The organism is Ruegeria sp. L11 (assembly GCF_056531755.1).
Genome location: NZ_JBQFMI010000008.1, coordinates 117,495 through 135,494 on the forward strand (window position 1 = coordinate 117,495; position 18,000 = coordinate 135,494).

An 18,000-nucleotide genomic window follows, 5' to 3' on the forward strand; every position below is an offset into this window, starting at 1 on the left:
CCTGTCATCGGAGGAGAAAATGACAATCAAATCAGACACGGCCGACACGGTCGCTATGTCGCACGACGATCACGTAACCCATATCGAACACAAGGCGATCGGGGAAGAGAGCCTGGCACCGCAAGAGACGCGGATCATGGACCCGTGGTCCTATCTTTTCGCGTGGCTTGGCGGATGTGTTTCCATCGGAACATTTACTATCGGGTCGGGCTTGGTCGGTACGCTGAACCTCCTGCAGACCTTTGTCGCTATCGCCATCGGCTGCACGGTGATCGGGCTCGCGCTAATGATCAACGGTCAGGCCGGTCACAAATATGGCATTCCGTTCATGGTACAGGCCCGGTCCGCCTTTGGCTTTGCGGGCACTCGGATTCCGGCGCTGGTGCGTTCGGTTCCCGCTATCGTCTGGTTCGGGTTCCAGAGTTGGATCGGCGCGGGCGCACTCAACCTCGTGTCGGAAACGCTCCTCGGTTATTCGAACATGTGGGCGTTCTTTATCGGCTTCCAGTTCCTTCAGATCGGTCTTTCGGTGCTTGGGTTTCACGGGATCAAGTGGCTCGAGAATATCGGATCGATCTTCATCATCGCGTCGCTGATCTACATGTTCTTTAGCGTCATCAACAAATACGGCGAAGAAATCTCGACCAATCTGGTAAATGTCGAGGGCACCTGGGGTGCACCGTTCTGGGGGGCAACCATGCTCTTCCTTGGGATCTACAGTACGATGATGCTGAACGTATCGGACTATTCGCGCGAATTGCGTCGGAGCGTTGGGCCGCTAAGGCAGGTCGCGATCTATGCCAATTCGATCCTGCCGGCGACACTTTTTATGGGCCTCATTGGGCTGATGGTGTCCGGTGCTACCGGTGAAGTTGATCCAATCAAGGTGTTTTCGAGCGCTGTCGACAACAAGCTGCTGCTGGTCGTAACGCTCCTGTTCATTGCTTTTGCTCAGGTCACAACGAACATCCTGAACAACGTCGTCCCTCCCGCCTATGCGCTGATGGATGTCTTCAAGATCAAATTCAAAACCTCTGCAGTGATCGTCGGCTTGCTCGCCTTCTGCACTTTCCCGTGGGAACTTGTAAAAGATGAGTCCGCGGCAGGCCTGAGCATTTTCATTCAGACCTACTCGGCTTTCCTAGGTCCCATCTTCGCGATCCTTGTCGTCGATTACTTCGTGCTGCGCAAACAGACGCTTGATCTTGACAAGCTCTATGATCCGGAAGGCCCCTATAACGGCGTGAACTGGGCTGCCGTGATCGCCATGGGTGTCGGAGTTGTCGCGGCCCTGATCTTTTCGGGGATCTCCTGGTACGCAAGTCTGATCCCGGCGGGTCTGACCTACTACGTGCTGATGCACCACCTGCCAAGCGCGAAAAGGTTTCTCGACGCATAGTCGATGACCCATCCGCCAAAAGAAGGCTCGCGTCATTGCGGGCCTTCTTTCTTAGGCATTTACTGCTCGCCGCCATCAAAAAACAGTCACGTACCGGGTAGCTAATAAGCGCCTTGGCCTAAACGACGCGCCCGGCCCTAGGCTGCCGTTGGCCGCCTGTTGGTTATGCTGCGACGCGTCCCGTCGAATCTGCCATTCGCTGCGAGAGAGAAAACTTGGACGCTAAGAACGCACATACTTCAGCGTTATTGCAATTTGACATTATCTCACGTGCTTCGTTGAGAATAACTAACCAACAAAAAAGTTCAGACACACAACAACGATGACCGCGCCGCGACGGAGCTGTTGATATTTGCTCGAACACGGATGAGCATTGACACAAGAAACTGGGCGCGTTCAGACGCGCCCAGTTTCGTCAAGTCGCGACGTGAGATACCTCTTTGTCCGGTGAGTATATGTCCAAGATGTTCCAATGTCCGGTCGTTGGTGTTGGGTTGTTGATCATTGGGACATCAAGAACGGTTGGTTTGCCGCTGGCGATTGCCGCTTCCAATGCGGGCAACAATTCATCAGCAGCACTGAGCCTGTGCCCTTCTGCACCATAAGCTCTTGCAATATCCGCATAACCCGGTCCGTTTGCAGGAGCTGCGGCTGATCCAGGGAACGTGGTCCCGTATGTCAGACCGTAATGCGCCTTTTGAAGGCCCGCGATAGTGCCGAAGGCGTTGTTGTTCATAACCAGCCAGATGATGCCCAGATCAAGCTCGACCGCGGTTGCCAGCATCGACGGGTTCTGACCGAACCCCCCATCGCCAACAAGACTTATCACCACACGGTCAGGGGCTGCCAGTTTTGCGCCGATCGCTCCCGGAGGGCCAAAGCCCATCGTCGCGAATCCACCCGGGGTCAGGATTGAACCGGGTGCCAGGATATCAAATTGTTGTCCGACGCCGTTCTTGTTCCATCCCACGTCCGTAGTGATAATGGCATCCTCGGGCAGTGCCTTGCGGGTATCTGCCAAAATACGTTCGGGCATCATCGGAAAGGACGACGAGGTCGCCATGTCCACGTTGCGCGCTTTGAAGTTCGTTCGGAAGTCGGTGATCTTCTGTTCCAGCGCGGGGCGTTTGAAGCCCTCAGGATACATCTCGCGGGCAACTCGGTTGACGACGCGCAAAGCGGCCTTGGCGTCAGCAACGACTCCGATCTCGGTGGGATAATTCCGTCCAATCTCTTGCGGTTCAATGTCGATATGGATGACCTTTGAGCCAGGAATGTTGAACGTGTAACCAGGATACCAGCTGGAGCAATCGGCCTCTTTGAACCGGGTTCCGACAGCAAAGATGTAATCCGCATTCAGGCAAGACTGGTTGACCAGCTCGGTGCCCCAAAACCCGGTCATTCCCAGCACAAGCGGATGGTCGTCGCGCAGTGCGCCTTTACCCATCAAAGAATGCGCGACTGGTAGGCCCATGTGCTCCACAAAGGCGCGTAATTCCTCGCTGGCCTGTGCCAGTAGAATACCACCACCGACATAAGCGACCGGACTTTGAGCCTGCGCCAACGCTTCGACAATCTCTCGCGCTGTTTCATCGTCAATCGACGGTTTTTTGAGCGCGCGCGTGTTGTCGCGGATACGGTCGAAACTGTCCGAGGGGATCACCTCGGAGAAGATGTCCATCGGCACGTTGACCAGCACTGGCCCGGGCTGGCCGCTTTCGGCCAGATGAAACGCCTTTTCCAGAATTTCGGCCATCAGGTCTGCCCGATCGACCCGCCAGGCGCGTTTGACAAAGGGACGATAGATCTCCCACTGGGCGGCGTCTGCATGGAGGTTCACTTCCTGATGTGGATGTTTACCGTAGTAGTGCGTTGGAATGTCGCCCGCGATCACGACCATCGGGATACAGTCCAGTGCGGCGTTGGCGACCCCGGTTGCACAATTGGTCAGCCCCGGGGAGAGATGGGACAGCACCACCGAGGCCTTGCCCGTCACGCGGGCATATGCGTCCGCTGCGTGGCTGGCGATTTGTTCGTGCCGTACGGTGACGAAATCGATGGGGCTTTCCGCCAACGCGGCCAGAACCGCAATGTTCGTGTGCCCGCACAGGCCAAATACATGCTTGATCTCGCGACGTTCGAGAAAGTCGACGATGTGTTCGGCAACGGTTTTGCCTTCCAGTTTCGCTCCGTCCATCACGCGACCTCCTGTCCGTAGAACTCACCGAACAGGTCCGGCTCCGAGGGGCGATCCTCGGGGATGGGACGGCTGACCCAGGTGTAGTTCATCATGTGTTTCATGGTGACATTTTCATTGGTAATGTTGCCGCCCCAGATGCCGCAACCTAGGCTGCTGGTCATAGGCATGCCATTGGTCCAGGCACCCGCATTGGCCTTGGACTGAGGCTGTCGCACCATCATGCGGCTGACCGGAGCCAGGCGCGCCAACCGGTCGATGTGATCGTCATTGTGGCTGTAGATGCCGCAGGAATGGCCCTTGCCTCCGGTGTTGTAAATCTGGCTGACCGTTTCCAGCGCGTCATCGAAAGTGTCAAAGTGATATAGCGCCATCAGCGTGGTCAGTTTTTCCTTCGAGAACTTGTGCTGCGGCCCGATTTGCCCCTGATTTTCAACCATCAGGAACTTGCGATCTTCGGGGATCGAGAAACCGGCGACCTTGGCCGTTTGCTGAGGCGGACAGGCGATAGTCGGGAAGGTACGGTTTCCTTTCTCATCCCACATGGCAGCTTCGAGCATGGCCTTCTCTTTGGTCGAACACAGGTATCCACCTTCGGCCTCAAGCGCCTTGACCATATCGTCGTAAACCGAGCGCTGGATGATGATGTTACCGTCGGCCGAACAACCCGAACCAAAGTCAGACGTCTTGGAAATTCGTGTGTTCTGAGCGGCGATGTCCAGGTCGGCAGTCTCATCGATGACGATGGATGAATTGCCCGCGCCGACGCCAAAGGCCGGGCGCCCTGAACTGTACGCCGCTTTGACCATGGGCTTGCCGCCCGTTGCCAGCGTCAGATCACAGATCTCCATCAAATGTTGCGTCAATGGGATCGACGGTTTGCGAATGGATTGAAACAGATCCTCGGGGGCATCAGCGGCACGGCAGGCCGCTCGCATGACCTCGACCATCTCGAAGGTGGTATGAGCGGTTCGCGGATGCGGACTGAAGATAACAGCATTCCGGGCGTTGGCGGCGGAAACACCGGTCACCGGTGGTGTCATCGCTGGATTGGTCATCGGAATCAGAGATGCGATCACACCGGCAGGCTTGGCATATTTTACCAGACCCTTTTCTTCGTCTACTTCGACGATCCCGGTCGATGGTGTCCGCAAGACGTCACGCAACACCATGTGAATCTTAAATCGCTTGGCAGGACGCCCTTCGCGATCTCCGATACCGCTTTCGTCCACGCCTTGCTGGGCCAGACGCGTGAAGGTTTTCTCGTTCCCCGCATACCATGCAATGGCCTGAGACAGGCGGTCCAATCTGCCCTGATCCCAATCCTCGATCTCGGCCATGGCAGCGCGGGCGCGTGCCAGCATATCGGCCGCCATGTTGCGGTCGTTTTCAGTGAGCTCTTTGCCCATGATGATCCTCTTGGTGTTTTGGAATTGCAGCATCGGGCATACGACGCTGTGACCGCGCCTCGCCGAATGTTCGCTTGGCGTGGCTGAGACAGCGACGCGCGTGTTCTTCATATCCCAACTCGGCCACGCGGCTTTGGTTGGGCAGTTCGATGGAATAGTCGACGGGTGGCATCCGTTCGATGATGCCTGTGAAATCGATCCATCCCTCACCGGGATATAGCCGCGCATCGCGGGCCAGTTGGATCATGCCCTCACGCGTATCGGCGATGCCGGGCAGGCAATCAGAGATATGCAGGAAGTGAAACAGGTCCGAGGGAACGTGCAACAGCTCACCAAGATCTACGCGGCTGAGGTGCAGGTAGAGCGTATCGACCAGAATACCGCCGTTGGGCTGATCAGAGGCGCGGACAATGTCCAGTGCTTCATCCAGCGTGCGCAAGCGGGAGAAGCTCGGGAACTCCAAGTCCACCGTTAATCCGTAGGGCGCTGCCAGTTCGCAGGTTTCGGAATAGACGTCGATCAGAAAATCACGATCATCGCGGGTGTTTGTCCACGCGCTCATAATCATGCGTTTGGCGCCCAACTCCCCGCCAATCTCAAGAGAAGGCTCAAAACTGCGTGGATCGACATCTTCGGTGATGCGTGCAAGCTCGACATCAAGGACCTTCAATCCGGTGGTAGAGAGAGCCGTTTTGGTGGCCTGCACCTGTGCCTTGTCGATTGGGGATTGAGTGAATTCGCCGGGCACATGCATCGGAATGAATCGGGGGCTGACGGCATCGTAACCGGCCCGTGCGGCGATATAGACCAACTCGGGCGGCGTACAGCCAATCAGCGTCAGATGCGCCAAGGAAAAGAGAGAGGGGCTTGCGCCAGCCTCTTCGGGTTTCACCATGAACGACAGCTCCACGTGTCTGCGAATCTAAAATTCATCACACGTAGTCAAAAATATCTGATATTTTTTAAAATATCAACTTTAATACTTAATAGAAATGAAAACGCCCGGGCAACGCCCCGGGCGTGTATTACATTCGTGTAGGCAGACCCTTAGAGAGTGACCCAGTCCCCTCCGGACTGGTGAGAGCGCACAGAGGCGTCAATGAATCGAACACCGTCTGCGCCTTGTTCGACACTGGGATAAGCAAGCCAATCGGCCGGAACGGTTACGCCATCCCGACGCGCGGCTACGGCCATCGCAAGTTCCGTATAGAGGTTGGCCCAAGCTTCGATAATCCCTTCAGGGAAGCCGCGCGCGGTACGGATCAAACGTTCTGCGCCGGGTCCGATACCATGCCCGAGACCTCGGCTGATGATATGATCCGGTTCACCAAACCGATTGAATTTCAGCCGCTCCGAGTTCTCTAGGTCCCACTCGAGGCCTCCTTCGTTCCCGAATATGCGCAGGCGCAACCCACCCCGGTTTCCGGGGGCAAGGCGTGTTGCCATCAAGGTTCCGGGGACTTCATTTTGGTAACGGGTGAACATGAACACCGTGTCTTCCAAAGGCTTTGGCGCGCCGCAGACATGGAACTCTGCCCGTAGATCAGTCATCGGCAGGCCGGAAACAAAACTGGCGAGATGCGCGGCATGGGTGCCGATATCGCCGACACAGCTGGTTGGACCAGAAATATTGGGGTCCAGCCGCCATTTGACATGGGGCGCGTCAGCCACGTCATCGGGCGTCATCCAGTCTTGCATGAACTCGACATGGATCTGGTTGATTTTGCCGATGCCCCCGTCGGCCACGATCTGCTTGGCCTGCCGTATCACCGGAAAACATGACATCGCATAACCGACAGCAAAGATGTGTCCCGTGCGCGCGGTAATCTCCTCAAGCCCCTCGGCCTCGGCGACTTCGTTGGTCAGGGGCTTGTCGCACAACACGTCAATGCCCGCTTCCAGAAACGCTTTGGCCGCTTCAAAATGAACGTGGTTCGGGGTCGTGATCATGACGGCATCTATGCCATCCGTGCGTGCCGCCTCGGCCTGTGCCATCTCTTCGAAAGACGCGTAGCACCGTTCGGCCGGCAGGAACCACTCGGCCCCACGCGCCTTACTGCGCGCTGTGTCAGAACTGAGTGCTCCTGCGACGACCTCCCACCGGTCGGTCATCCGCGCGGATGATGCTTGCGTGACAGAGATCCGTCCTCCACCAACAACGCCCAACCGCAAACGGCGAGACAAGCGGGGGAAAGGGCCGTCGAACTTCAGGTCTTCGGGTAAAAGTCTCTCAGCCATTCTCAACCTCCATTTCCGGGACCAGTTCGCCCTCGGATAGTATTTCCACCGCCATGAAGATACCGGGGGTGATCGTCTCGTATTGATGCCAGGGATAATTGCCTTCGGCGTCATACATAGGTTTGTGGGTCGCGCCCGGGGCCATGAATTCTTCGAGATACAGGGTCTCGACATCCCGTTCGCGACATTGCTGCATTTTGCCGAAGCCAACGATCTGCGTATGCACTTCGCGAAACCCAGGTACCGGGCAGAACGGATGATCCTTATGCAATCCGACATTCAAAGGGACCGAGCCGGAATGGTACATGGTCAGTCCAACGTTACCCACGAAGACCTTCGGCGACATGTAGTGGCTGACGCCACGCAGACGCTCCTCTTGGCGAACATCAAAAGCAGATGGCCATGTATCTTTCACCCATGCGAACAACTCGTTGTCATTGGAATGGGCGTCGAAACCGTGGACAATGACTGCACGTTCCACGCCGCTAAGCGTGCTGTCTTGCACGATCACAGAGGAAAGCGGTGCAATGGTCTGATCCTCGACAGAGAAATTTCGCCCCCCAAGGTTAAGGACGATGGCGCGACCCTCGATAGAAATTCTGCGCTCGTCAGTTATGTGCTGGACGCGAAAGAATGGCTGGGCAAAGTCGAGTGTCTCAATCGGCATGGGCCGACTCCTTCCTCTCACCGTTCAGAAAATCGACCGGCAAAGGCTCCGGAGCCGCGCACCGGCTTTCTATCGTCTGATAGGCGCCGAATTTTGGCGCCCGTTCAATTGCGTCCATGACCTCGAAAACGTGGTAAGCAAGCGCTCCACTTGCACGGGGTTGGCGTCCTTCTTGTGCCGCCAGGGCGAGGTCCAAAAGGCCGAGCCCGCGGCTATCTTCGTTAAACCCATGTCTGTTTTCAACAACCTGCCAGTCTTCACGACCGGTTGGACGGGGCTGATGAGACCAGCGTGAGGTCTCCCGCGTTTTCAGCCAGACATCCCCCTGAAAGATGTTGGCGCCATGAACCGGGTCAGGGTCAGGGATGCTGATGGTTCCGTTTTCACCATAGATCTCGAACCGCGGAGTTTCGCTGTCCCAGACGTCGAAGCTCATGGTCATCGACCCTATTGCTCCGGAAGAGAACTGCAGCAGGCTTAGGGAGTGCGTGTCCACCTCGACATTCATCCATTCGCCGTTGCGAGGGCCGTTTTCGATCATCCTTTTGTCAAACGTGCGCCGAGCCATTCCGGCAACCCGGTCAACGGGTCCAAGGCAGTAGATCATGGCGGTCAGGTAGTACGGCCCAAGGTCCAGCATTGGCCCACCACCCGCCTTATAGTAGAAATCCGGGTTGGGATGGTGGCGCTCCGTCCCGTGGGTCCCGACATGGGCAAAAATCCCTGTTGGTTTCCCGATAGCGCCTTCATCGATCAAGCGCCGAACGGTCTGCCAACGACCGCCCAGAAACGTGTCGGGTGCGCAACCGACCAGTAGCCCCTTTTCAGTGGCAGTGTGCAGGATCGCCTTTCCGTCCGTTCGATTCATAACCAGCGGCTTCTCGGAATAGACGTGCTTGCCGGCCTCCAACGCGCGCAAACTGATTTCCGCATGCGCCGCCGGAATTGTCAGATTCAGAACGCAGTCAATCGTCGGATCGTCAAACACTTCATCTGGTGTGCAGGCCTGGGCGACACCGTATTGATCTGCTTTGGCGCGGCTTTCCGAAGGATCAAGGCTTGCACAAGCCACGACCTCGACGTTTGAGAATTTGGATAGCGTTTTTAGATAGATATCGCTGATACGACCACAACCGATAAGGCCGACCCGGAAGGATTTCGATGTCTCACGTGTCATCATTCCTGTCTTCGTAGAGAGGTAAGTAATTCGGGGGCATGGGCCCTTTGTTGCGGCCACCCTGGTTCATCTGCTCCCAAGCGTGGGCGAGTATTCCGACCGAGCGGGACAGGCAGAACAACCCCCGCGACAAGGGCGCGGGAAAGCCAAGTTCGCAGAAGATCACAGCTGTCGCGCCGTCAATATTCATGGCAATTGGCCGACCGCCGCGTTGACGGCCGAGTTCAGCCTGAACCTCTTCTCCGATATCAGCAAAGCGACCCGAAACAGTGCCTTCATCTGCCGCATCACGAACAAGTTGCATCAGCCGGGGCGCGCGCGGGTCGACGGGCTTGTGAAAACGGTGGCCAAAGCCCGAGACGATCTTGCCGTACGTCTCGCGCCAGCTGTCCAGACCGTCCTGAACAGCATTATTCAGCGATGCCCCAGCATCCATGCGTTCCGAGATATCATAGTACAGCTCGGCGCATTGTTCGCCTGCTCCGCCATGCACATCGCCCAGCATGTTCACCGCAGTCGCCATCGCATTATTGAGACCTACCCCGCAGGTGGCAGCCATGCGCGCCGCCGCGATTGAGGGGGCCTGTGGGCCGTGATCCACGCCTGCGACCAAAGCGGCTTCGAACAGACGCGCTTGTGCGTCGCTGGGCAGATCGCCCCGCACCATCAGCCAGATCATCTGCGGGAAAGAAACGTTCCCGATCAGATCCTCAATTGCGTTGCCACGAAACGCGATCTTGCCGGGTTTCATGTCAATGATGGATGTGCGCCACCATTGGCGGATTGCGTGCTCGTCGTTTGTCATACCGTTGCACCTCTAAACTCGCGCATGCGCTGCTGACGAAGTGAATCGAAAACGTTTTGAAGGCGACTGATTGAGGCGGTGCAGCCGGTGAAGATCTCAAAAGACGCTGCAGCCTGATGAACCGCCATTCCAGCACCATTCATCACTTTCAACCCAGTTGCGCGGGCCCTGCTCAGTAGGTGTGTCTCAAGCGGGAAATATACGATGTCTGCCACCCATGCATCGGGCCGCAACAGGGATGGTTCAATGACTGTTCCGGGGTACTTGTCCATTCCAAGTGGTGTTGCGTTGACCACTCCGTCCACAAGTTCGATCCGATCCAACGAAATCGAAGGGGAACCCTGAATCTTTGCATAAGGGCGCAAGACCTCTAGTCGACTGACCAGCGCCTGCGCTCGGCGGAGGTCAGGATCAATAATCTCCAGGTCTCGAACACCTGAATCAAGCAAAGCCAAAGAGACTGCACTGCCCGCGCCACCAGCACCAAACATGAGAACCGTTTCAGTCTTCGATGATCCCAAAGAATCTCCGAAGGCACTGTGGAAACCTATGTAGTCGGTGTTGTGGCCAACCATTCGGTCGTCACAAAAAACCACCGCGTTGACAGCTTGAAGCTCCTCAGCAGTCTTGGAAAGCTCATCAAGATAATCAATGACTGATGCTTTGTAGGGATGCGTCACGTTGACCGCCGCGCAGCCTAATTCAACGGAATAATGCAGTAAATCAGCGACCGACATTCCACGAAATGGCTCTTTTGCAGTGTCGATCCTACCGTAGCTCAGATCGATACCCTGCGCCCGACCTTCTGCCTCGTGCATCTCAGGCGTCATGGAGCCAGCAATACCTTGGCCGATTAGTGCCGCCTTCATTTCAGGTTGTTCCTTCCGCCATGTGGTGTCGCGCTTGGGCCGCCAATCGGAACGCAGCATTGCGCGCGCCATAGCCGGAGTAGCCAGATCGGCGCTCAACAATTTCAAAGAAGAAGCCGTTAAAGATAGGTCGGCTGTAGATCTGAAAATACTCGGAACCCGCTGCGCGGTCGTAGAGAATGTTATCCCTGCGCATTTGGGCGATCAGGTCTTCACTTAACCCGAATGTCGCTTGCAGATCAGCGTAGTAGTTTTCTGGGATGGACAGGCTGGGAAAGCCGGACTTCCGCAATTGGGCTGAGGTTTCAAATATGTCGTCCGACTGGAAGGCTATGTGCTGAACACCGGCACCAAAACCGTCTTCAAGGAATGAAGCCGCCAGTGTTCGACGCCCAACTGCACCATTCAGGTTTAAACGCACTTCGCCCTCGGGGCTCTCGATGGCTTGGCTTTGCACAACACCTGAAGGGTCGGCAACGTTCACGATCGGAGATTTTGCCATCTCAAAAGTCGAAATGTAATAGAGCAGCCAGCTTTGCATCTCATCGTTACGCATCGTCTGCGCCAGATGGTCGATGCGGCGCAGACCAGCAGGCTGGATCGCTTTGGTCTTGGCGACTGGCTCGAACTCGATGTCCCAAACCCGATGCAGATCGGATTTCTCATCTATGAAATGGACAACATTGCCACCAACACCTCGGATGGCCGGGATGTCCAGTTCCCCAGTCCCTACCGGCTGTGAGAAATTCGGCGCGCCCAACGCGGTCGCTCGCTGAACCGTCTGATCCGCATCTTTGACACGCAACCCCATGTCACACACGGAGGGGCCGTGACCCAGGAACGCCGAATGGGCGAAACCTTCCTTTTCGGTATTTACAACGATGTTTATCGCGCCCTGCCGCCACAGCTCGACGGACTTGGTTACGTGTTTTCGCTCCATTCGAAAACACATTGCTGACAGCATATCTGCCAGCTGCGCGCCGCTTGTTTCGTCGGCTGTAAATTCGACGAATTCGAAGCCTGACGCATAGACGCGTTCCGGCAGGTCCGGGATGCCGAAATCTGTTCCCGGTTCGGTCCGGGAAACCTCATCTAACAGGTTCACCAGCGACCTGTAGCTGTCTCGGGCCAGTGTCAGGCCACCGGGTTGAGGAGCTGCTTCATTGACACGCGCAATAGACCAAGGCCCCTTGTACCCAGCGCGGGACAACACCCGCACAAAGCCCGCAAGGTTCAGCGACCCAAGCCCCGGCAGAAGCCCAAAGTGCCGTTTGAGCCTGCGAATATCCATTTCAAGTCGGGGTGCATCGGATAGCTGCACATGGAACAGCCGATCTCCGGGAATGTCCCGAAGGCGGGCTGGTTTGGACCCGTCGGCAAGCGAGAAGAAGGAATTCAAGGCCAACCCCAAATAAGGGCTGTCGATAGCTTCAACGACGCCTAACGCCTGTTCATCCGAGTGAATAAGATCCGACCATGGCAAGCCCATATAGGCCAGACGCAACCCCAATGCCTTTGCTATTTCGGCCGCCTCGCCAAGATCTGCGATTACCTGTTCTTCGGTCGCAGCGGCATCGACCTCGAATGCGGACCCGATTAGCAGCAGATCCGTACCCAATTCGCTCATCAGGTCGAGTTTGCGCTTCAGTCGATCAAAGGCGCGCTCCCGTCCGCCGCCAGACTGACCTTCAAGGTTATGGAAAGGTTGCAGCAGGCAAATCTTCAGGCCGAGATCTGATGCAATGTTCCGAATTTGCGATGGCGGCCCGTCAAAAGCGGTCAAGTCCGGTTCGTGTAATTCGACACCCCCGAATCCCGCGTCAGCGATAGTGCTTAGTTTTTCGGCCAGATCACCGGGGATCGACGTTGTCGAAACCGAGAGGCACATTATCCCTGATATCCAAACATACGCGGCAACCACAGGACCAAATCAGGCATCAGTATCATGATCACCAGGGCGAAGATAAGAACCGCGAGGAAGGCCCAGATTTCCGAGATGATTTCGCGTAGCGGAATGTCCGTCACGGCGTTGATCACAAAGAGCAGAATGCCATAGGGCGGCGTGATCAGACCGATCATCGAGTTCACGACGACAAGCACCCCGAAATGCACCAGATCAATCCCAAGCGCCTCGCAGGTTGGAATGAACAGGGGCACAATCACTAGGATGATCGTTGTTGCGTCTAACACGCATCCCAGCGCGAGGATCAGCAGGTTTACGAGGATCAGGAACACAATCGGGCTAACATCGGAACCCTCCAGCAGCGCCGAGATAGACTGCGGTATTTGTTCCTGGATGACGATGAAGTTCAGAATGAACGCGCCACCAATGACAACCCCGACGGCTGCGGAAGAGCGCGCGCTATCGACGAACACCTGATAAAGGCCGCGGAAGGTCAGCGCTCGGTAGAACAACGCTGCCAGTAGCAGGGCGTAGAATGCAGCTACGGCGGCAGCTTCAGTCGGAGTGGTGACGCCCCCATATATGCCGTAGAGCAGGATTGCGGGCATCAGCAGTGCCGGAAATGCGTTGGCGGTTTTAGCCGGCAACTCGCGCAGTGGAACAGGTTCTTCCAATGCAAAGTTCCGCTTTCCGGCCAGATAATAGTTCATCGCCATGAGGACGACGCCCATGATCAGGCCCGGCAGAATACCGGCTAGGAACAGCGACCCGATGGAGGCCTTGGAAACGAGCGCGTACAAAACCATTGGGATAGAGGGCGGAATAATAGGGCCGATCGTTGCCGACGCCGCCGTGATTGCAGCTGCGTAGCCTCGGCTGTAGCGGCCATCCTTGGTCATCATTTCAATGATGATCTTCCCGATCCCAGCAGCATCCGCGACGGCCGAGCCGGACATACCCGAAAAGATCAGTGACGCTACCACGTTTACGTGCCCGAGGCCGCCCTTGAAACGACCGACAGCAGCGACGCAGAAGTTCAAAAGACGGTCCGTGATCGATCCAGCGTTCATGATATTCGCGGCGACGATGAACAAAGGCACGGCAAGCAGGATCGTGCTTTTGTAAAAACCTTGCAGGATCTTCTCGCCCGCGAGGGCGACGTCCAGTCCGGCCGTGCCTAGGTACACTAATGAGGCCAGGAGGATGGAATAGCCGATAGGTGTCCCGATGCCTGCCAGAAGAAAGAGAGCGAGCAGGCAGGAAAGAAGTTCAAAACTCATTTCTTAACTTCCTCATCCTTTTCGACGTCGACACGGGGATGATCGTCAACCACGTTGTACCCAACGACCAGTTCCAACTCTGTCTTTGGTGGGCCATTGCGCATGACGTCGAAGAATAGCCACGCGTAGCGCGCTGCGACGACCAGCATGAATACCGCGTAAATCGAGAATACTGTGCGCAGCGGAATCTTCTCACCGGAGAACGGATTGCGGACAGTCGATGTCTTGCGGATTTTCATCCAGTCGATGTAGTCCCACGTCGGAAGGAAGCTGTAGAGCATACCGACTACGATCGCTGCGGCCGCCAGCATCGCAAAGACCTGCCGTACGCGCATCGGCACCGAAAGATAGATGATGTCGAACTTCACGTGATCCCGTTCGCGCACGATGAAAGCGCAGCTGAAGAAAATCACCCAGACCCAAAGAATGCCGATCAATTCCAGCGTCCAGCCTGCTGGGGTGAAGAAGTACCGTAGTAGAATTTGGAGAAGGAAGATAAGGAAGATTGCCGCCAGCATCCCGCCGGCAATCGCTTCGGTCAGTCGGGAGAACCCCTTCATAAAGGCCTTCATTATGGTTCTCCCTCCCCTGTCTTACTGGGTTCAGTTGCCCAGAGCGTTGATCTGATCCAGAACGCCTTCGGGCCATGAGCCAGCGAATTCGCTGTCCAGATACATAGACTGTACCTGATCGCGGAACGCAGCGAGATCGGGTTCGTAAATCTCCATGCCCTGCTCTTTCAGGAAGCTGACAAGATCCTCTTCTTTCTGAAGCTGCTTCTGGCGGCCTGATTCAGCTGCTGCGTCCGCAGCTTCCTGAACCTTGGCTTGCTGTTCCGGTGTCAGCCCGTCCCAAACCTCTTTGCCGATGGCGATATAGTTCAGGTCGACCAGATGCGATGTCAGGACGATCTGATTGGTCACTTCATAGAACTTGGCGTCGACGACGGTCGGCAACGGGTTATCCTGCCCGTCAACGGCACCGGTCGACAGCGCGGTATAGACTTCGGAGAAGGCCATCGGTGTCGGCGCGGCACCCAGCGCCTTGCCAAGGAACTGCCATGCGTCGGTGCCCGGCATCCGCAGATTCACGCCTTCCAAATCTGCGGGTGTCGTGACTGTCAGTTCATCCTTGGGCTGGCGCAGGTTCACCTGACGACGGCCCAGATACATGACCGACAGCAGTTTGACGCCTAATTCTTCTTCGGCCTTCTGCTTAAAGGCATCCATCAAGGGATCGTTGAAGACAGCCACCTGATGCGCGGCGTCCTGGTGGACATAACCTGCGGTAAAGATCGAAAACTCGGGGAAGAACTGTGCCAGTTCCTGCGCCGAGGTGATCGACATTTCCAGGTTACCCCGGCTGATGGCATCCAACTCGGTGCCTTGGGCAAAGATGGTTCCATTATAGCTGGGCTCGTAGCTTGCAAAATCAGCGACCATCGGCGCGAAAACCTCGGCCATAGCGACCGAGCGCTGGTCGGTCTCCGATCCTGATGTTGCGAGGCGAAGTTGCACTTTGTCTTCCGCCAGCGCACCGCTTGTCGCGCCAAACAGAACACCGGTTGCAACAAGGGCTGATACAGCAGCCCGGCGGGTAAGTTTGGTAATCACTTTGCTCCTCCCTGAGACATCATGATGCTTCTTTTTTGCGATTCAGAGTTTTGCCCTATTTTGGAAATTTTGCAAGATTTTTTGCGAAATATCTGATATTTTATACTACTGTCATATCTACCATTGGTGTTTTTTGTAAGTTTTTGATCCTGACCGTTTCACCTGTTCTGCAAGAATTCTGAATAGCTTCAATAACTTGAAGCGTTCTGAAACCTTCCCATCCAGACACAATCGGCACTGCTTCGTGCCGGGCTACTTCAATAAAGTGCCTGAGCTGATTGACCAAAGGGTCAGACGCACCCTTCTTCAGCGCGGTCGATGAGATAGGCGTCCACCAGTCCCGTTGCTCACTCTGGTAACTCCACAGGCGAAGATCGGGAACGGACAACGAACCATGAGAGCCACCGATCATATAGCTACTCTCTGTGGTCGAAGGATAGATTGGATATTCCTGAGACGTCATCTCCCAGCTCCATGGAGCAACGATGCTGTCGGACACACTTATGGTCCCTATCGCCCCGCTTTCAAATGTCAACAGCGCACCAGCAACATCTTCGTTGTCGTAGCCCCGCTGCGATGCAGCCGACTGAGCCTGTACGGTCACAACTTCTCCGGCCAGGTACCTCAGCAGATCCACATCGTGGACAAGATTGACCGAGATGGGCCCTGCACCGGGTTTCTTTCTCCAGGGCGCAGTATCAAAATACTCGTCTGGCTTATAGAACCAGCAATTCGCATGGACAGCGCGCACATTTCCAATCTTTCCATCGACAATTGCTTCCTTAGCCGACCTGATCAGAGGATTGTGTCTGCGATGATGACCGACCATCAGTGGCACATTGGCCTTCTCCGCAGCTTGAACAAGCTCAAGTGCAGCGGTGGCTTCTACGGCGATCGGTTTTTCGACAAGAACAGGACAACCGTGTCGAACACACGTGAGGCCTTGTTCAACATGAAGCGTGGTCGGGGTCGCAAGAACAGCTCCGTCTGGCGTCTGATTTGCAAACATTTTCTCGAGGGTCTCGTAACATGCGACCCCGTGCTCAACGGCGTAAGCACGACCTTCATCACTGGGGTCGACTACCGCAACGAGATCAACATGGCGCAACGCTCGGATAGCGTCTGCGTGGCGGCGTCCAACAAGACCAATGCCGACAATGGCAATGCGAAAGTTCTTAGACACTTTGCTTCCTTCCGGAGGGTCCGGAAAATCCCGAAACCGTTGATTGCGATCAGGCTGCCTTGCCCAATTTGGCCACGACCGTATTGGGGTTTTCGCGATTCCGCAATAATGTATGATATTATTATTTATACCATACATCAGTTTGGATTGCTGATGTCTCAAAAAAATGCTAATTGAACGAGGAAACTAAAAATATCGGGTGAAACGCATGGCGAAACAGCCGTCTACGATAGGTGCAAGCACCTATCAGCGCATCAAGCGGGACATCATCTTCGGGGAGCTGCAGCCCGGCTCCAAACTGAAGCTGGACGCCTTGAAGGAACGCTATTCGGCAAGCCTTTCGACACTTCGTGAAACGCTGAACAGGCTCGCCAGCGACGGATTTGTCGAAGCTCCTGAGCAACGGGGTTTCCTGGTCACGCCAGTTTCACGAGAAGACCTGACCGAGATTTCAGAACTGCGCGTTCTGCTGGAATGCCACGCGTTGGAGTTGTCCATTGCGAATGGCGACACGGACTGGGAAGGCAACCTGGTCGCTGCGCATCATAAGCTGCATTTGATGGAGCAACGGCTTCTCAAGGGTGATGACTCTGAAAAGGAAACCTGGAAGAGGTACGATTCAGAGTTTCATCAAGCGATGATTGCAGCCTGTAATTCCAAGAACCTCTTATCCCTTCACTCAATCATTTATGACAAGTACCTTCGTTATCAGATGCTCGTACTGACCTACCGAGGTGAGGTTGCAGCCCAAGAACACAAACGCATGTTCGATGCCGCGTTGGCCAAAGACGCTGATACAGCCAAGAAACTGTTGGAAGATCACATCAGAAATGGCCTCGCCCATACGTTGGAGGCTATGTAAGGCGGCATGCTGATTGTGTGCCTCGACGTCTTCAGGTCGATTTGGCAGGGAATACCTCAAGATTCCACATCTAAATCGAGAAGTTTGTGAGCGCCCCATACCGGACCTTTGGCGTCGAAGCCGAATGCTGGTGGTGCAGCCCGCATTGCTGCCGATCGCTGGGATCCCGCCCACCACCTTCCGATATCACCGACCTCATGGCAGGGTACGGAGTTCTACAACAACATGCAGCTACTTCAGTTGATTTAGTGGAAATTCTATTTTCAACGGCTCTCAAGCCGATGGCCGACTTCGTAGTAGAGGGAATGGTGTCAATCGGCATTGAACTTTAACCCCCTATCGGCATCCAACTTTGACCCCTTTTGTGATGAGCAGGCCCGGCGCTGCGTAGTCTCCAT

At 55.7% G+C, this 18,000-nt stretch carries 15 protein-coding genes; 2 read left to right on the forward strand and 13 right to left on the reverse strand.

The features are described from left to right. The first annotated feature begins 19 nt into the window (after nucleotides 1-19). Complete coding sequence (locus ACR0CE_RS14100; RefSeq protein ID WP_480483567.1) at nucleotides 20-1,399, forward strand: NCS1 family transporter; 1,380 nt, start codon at nucleotides 20-22, stop codon at nucleotides 1,397-1,399. Between the two features lie 415 nt (nucleotides 1,400-1,814). Here ACR0CE_RS14100 and ACR0CE_RS14105 read toward each other — a convergent pair whose 3' ends face one another. The 13 genes from ACR0CE_RS14105 to ACR0CE_RS14165 all read right to left on the reverse strand — a co-directional run bounded on the left by ACR0CE_RS14105 (nucleotide 1,815) and on the right by ACR0CE_RS14165 (nucleotide 16,740). Continuing rightward, entirely contained in the window at nucleotides 1,815-3,596 is a 1,782-nt protein-coding gene (locus tag ACR0CE_RS14105) for a thiamine pyrophosphate-binding protein (protein WP_480833010.1), read from the reverse strand. Next, nucleotides 3,596-5,005: an aldehyde dehydrogenase family protein gene (locus tag ACR0CE_RS14110; RefSeq protein WP_480483569.1), complete on the reverse strand. Its 1,410-nt coding sequence runs from the start codon at nucleotides 5,003-5,005 to the stop codon at nucleotides 3,596-3,598. The genes ACR0CE_RS14105 and ACR0CE_RS14110 overlap by 1 nt, the downstream gene beginning before the upstream one ends. After that, nucleotides 4,986-5,915 (reverse strand): sugar phosphate isomerase/epimerase family protein, encoded by a 930-nt coding sequence (locus tag ACR0CE_RS14115; protein ID WP_480833011.1) that lies wholly within the window; start codon nucleotides 5,913-5,915, stop codon nucleotides 4,986-4,988. Before ACR0CE_RS14115 ends, ACR0CE_RS14110 begins: the two co-directional genes overlap by 20 nt. A gap of 137 nt (nucleotides 5,916-6,052) precedes the next feature. Further along, nucleotides 6,053-7,243, reverse strand: coding sequence for a Gfo/Idh/MocA family protein (locus tag ACR0CE_RS14120; protein WP_480833012.1), 1,191 nt, complete (start codon nucleotides 7,241-7,243; stop codon nucleotides 6,053-6,055). Continuing rightward, nucleotides 7,236-7,910 carry a hypothetical protein gene (locus tag ACR0CE_RS14125; RefSeq protein WP_480539173.1) on the reverse strand — a complete coding sequence of 225 codons (675 nt, stop codon included), beginning with the start codon at nucleotides 7,908-7,910 and terminating at the stop codon, nucleotides 7,236-7,238. Before ACR0CE_RS14125 ends, ACR0CE_RS14120 begins: the two co-directional genes overlap by 8 nt. Further along, nucleotides 7,900-9,087 (reverse strand): Gfo/Idh/MocA family protein, encoded by a 1,188-nt coding sequence (locus ACR0CE_RS14130; RefSeq protein ID WP_480833013.1) that lies wholly within the window; start codon nucleotides 9,085-9,087, stop codon nucleotides 7,900-7,902. The genes ACR0CE_RS14125 and ACR0CE_RS14130 overlap by 11 nt, the downstream gene beginning before the upstream one ends. Next, a complete protein-coding gene (locus tag ACR0CE_RS14135; protein WP_480558986.1) occupies nucleotides 9,077-9,892 on the reverse strand; it encodes a citryl-CoA lyase in 816 nt (271 codons plus the stop codon). The genes ACR0CE_RS14130 and ACR0CE_RS14135 overlap by 11 nt, the downstream gene beginning before the upstream one ends. Continuing rightward, nucleotides 9,889-10,833, reverse strand: a complete 945-nt coding sequence (locus ACR0CE_RS14140; RefSeq protein WP_480833014.1) for a shikimate dehydrogenase — start codon at nucleotides 10,831-10,833, stop codon at nucleotides 9,889-9,891. Before ACR0CE_RS14140 ends, ACR0CE_RS14135 begins: the two co-directional genes overlap by 4 nt. Next, on the reverse strand, nucleotides 10,763-12,649 hold the full coding sequence (locus tag ACR0CE_RS14145; protein WP_480483575.1) for a bifunctional sugar phosphate isomerase/epimerase/4-hydroxyphenylpyruvate dioxygenase family protein: 1,887 nt from the start codon (nucleotides 12,647-12,649) through the stop codon (nucleotides 10,763-10,765). The genes ACR0CE_RS14140 and ACR0CE_RS14145 overlap by 71 nt, the downstream gene beginning before the upstream one ends. Then, nucleotides 12,649-13,944 carry a TRAP transporter large permease gene (locus ACR0CE_RS14150; protein ID WP_170753386.1) on the reverse strand — a complete coding sequence of 432 codons (1,296 nt, stop codon included), beginning with the start codon at nucleotides 13,942-13,944 and terminating at the stop codon, nucleotides 12,649-12,651. Before ACR0CE_RS14150 ends, ACR0CE_RS14145 begins: the two co-directional genes overlap by 1 nt. Next, nucleotides 13,941-14,516, reverse strand: a complete 576-nt coding sequence (locus tag ACR0CE_RS14155; RefSeq protein ID WP_480483576.1) for a TRAP transporter small permease — start codon at nucleotides 14,514-14,516, stop codon at nucleotides 13,941-13,943. The genes ACR0CE_RS14150 and ACR0CE_RS14155 overlap by 4 nt, the downstream gene beginning before the upstream one ends. A 30-nt stretch (nucleotides 14,517-14,546) precedes the next feature. Then, nucleotides 14,547-15,557: a sialic acid TRAP transporter substrate-binding protein SiaP gene (locus ACR0CE_RS14160; protein WP_480483577.1), complete on the reverse strand. Its 1,011-nt coding sequence runs from the start codon at nucleotides 15,555-15,557 to the stop codon at nucleotides 14,547-14,549. 100 nt (nucleotides 15,558-15,657) lie between these two features. After that, a complete protein-coding gene (locus ACR0CE_RS14165) occupies nucleotides 15,658-16,740 on the reverse strand; it encodes a Gfo/Idh/MocA family protein (RefSeq protein WP_480483578.1) in 1,083 nt (360 codons plus the stop codon). Between the two features lie 208 nt (nucleotides 16,741-16,948). Here ACR0CE_RS14165 and ACR0CE_RS14170 point away from each other — a divergent pair, with 208 nt between their 5' ends. Then, nucleotides 16,949-17,602, forward strand: coding sequence for a GntR family transcriptional regulator (locus ACR0CE_RS14170; RefSeq protein WP_209506749.1), 654 nt, complete (start codon nucleotides 16,949-16,951; stop codon nucleotides 17,600-17,602). Nucleotides 17,603-18,000 lie beyond the last annotated feature (398 nt).